The organism is Azohydromonas lata NBRC 102462, from assembly GCF_001571085.1.
Classification (GTDB): domain Bacteria; phylum Pseudomonadota; class Gammaproteobacteria; order Burkholderiales; family Burkholderiaceae_C; genus Azohydromonas; species Azohydromonas lata.
The window spans coordinates 1-1,372 of sequence record NZ_BCTC01000268.1 but is presented as its reverse complement, the minus strand read 5'-3'; the positions used below and the strand labels follow the sequence as shown (position 1 = coordinate 1,372).

Below are 1,372 nucleotides of genomic sequence, written 5' to 3'. Positions count from 1 at the left end.
GCCTGATCACGGACAGCGTGGAGCGTGTGAGCCAGGGCTCCAGCCTGGCCAACGAGGCCGGGGCCACGATGGCCGAGGTGGTGACCTCCATCCGCCGCGTGACCGACCTCATGGGCGAGATCAACAGCGCCAGCGCCGAGCAAAGCCGCGGCGTGGCGCAGGTCAGCGAGGCCGTGACGCAGATGGACCAAGTGACGCAGCAGAACGCGGCCCTGGTGGAGGAGAGCGCCGGTGCCTCGGAGAGCCTGCGCACGCAGGCGCAGCGCCTGGTGCAGGCGGTGTCGGTGTTCCGCCTGGCCCAGGGCCAGGGCGAAGCCGCCGCGTTCGTGTCCGAAGCGAGGCCTTACCAGCCCGCCATGGCCGTGAAGCCGCGCGCCGCAGCGGCGCAGGGCAAGGCGGGGCGGCCGGGCTTCACGCCCAAGGTCACGTCCAAGCCGGCGGCTGCGCTGCCCAGGCCGGAAATGGCCGAAGCCGGCGGCGATGCCGACAACTGGCAGTCCTTTTGAGCGGGAGAAACCGACATGCAAAACACTTCATTGACGACCGTGCCGGGCTCCAGCGTCGCGCATGCCCAGGCCTTGCAACCGCCGTCCTCCCAGGGCGCCGGGCGTGAGTTCCTCGCGTTCAAGCTGGGCGGCGAGGAGTACGGCATAGACATCCTGCGGGTGCGCGAGATCCGCTCCTACGAGGCGCCCACGCGCATTGCCAACGCGCCGGATTTCGTCATGGGCGTGATCAACCTGCGCGGCGTCATCGTCCCGGTGGTGGACATGCGGGTGAAGCTGGGGCTGGCGTCGCCGCGCTACGACGAATTCACCGTCGTGATCGTGCTGAGCATTGGCAACCGGGTGGTGGGCATGGTGGTGGACAGCGTGTGCGACGTCATCACGCTGGGCGCGGCGCAGATGCTGCCCGTGCCGGACTTCAACGCCCACGTGTCCGCGGAGCACCTGATGGCCATCGGTTCGCTGGACGAGCGCATGCTCATCCTGGTGGACATCGAGCGGCTGATGACCAGTGCCGACATGGCGCTGTTCAACACGCCTGCGGCCCTGGCGCACTGAGCGCCGCCGGGCTTTTGTTCCCACTGGCGCGGGGAACAGACCGTCATCCCGGCGAAGGCCGGGGTAGGCATTTTTGTATTTCCCGCGCGAGCGGAAATAAACCGCACATTGCCCAACCAAGCACAGGCTGAAAAAAATAATGCGGTCTCCGGGCGAGAGTCCAGTGTCGTCCGGAGAAATTGGTTTTACTGGCAGCCTGAAAGCCGAGGCGTTTCGCACCCTCGTTCGTTATTCCCGCGAAGGCGCACGGCTGTTTGGGAACAGTGGGCTGTCGTTGGCAGCCCGTAAGCCCAGGCGCTTCGCACCCC

Annotated in this window: 2 protein-coding genes; both read left to right on the top strand. The window is 67.1% G+C overall.

Annotated elements, in window-relative coordinates; all coding sequences use genetic code 11:
* On the top strand, positions 1 to 506 hold a 506-nt coding region (locus ALA01S_RS31020; RefSeq protein WP_238456032.1), incomplete at its 5' end, for a methyl-accepting chemotaxis protein.
* Between the two features lie 15 nt (positions 507 to 521).
* Complete coding sequence (locus tag ALA01S_RS31015) at positions 522 to 1,064, top strand: chemotaxis protein CheW (RefSeq protein WP_084268124.1); 543 nt, start codon at positions 522 to 524, stop codon at positions 1,062 to 1,064.
* Positions 1,065 to 1,372: the final 308 nt, after the last annotated feature.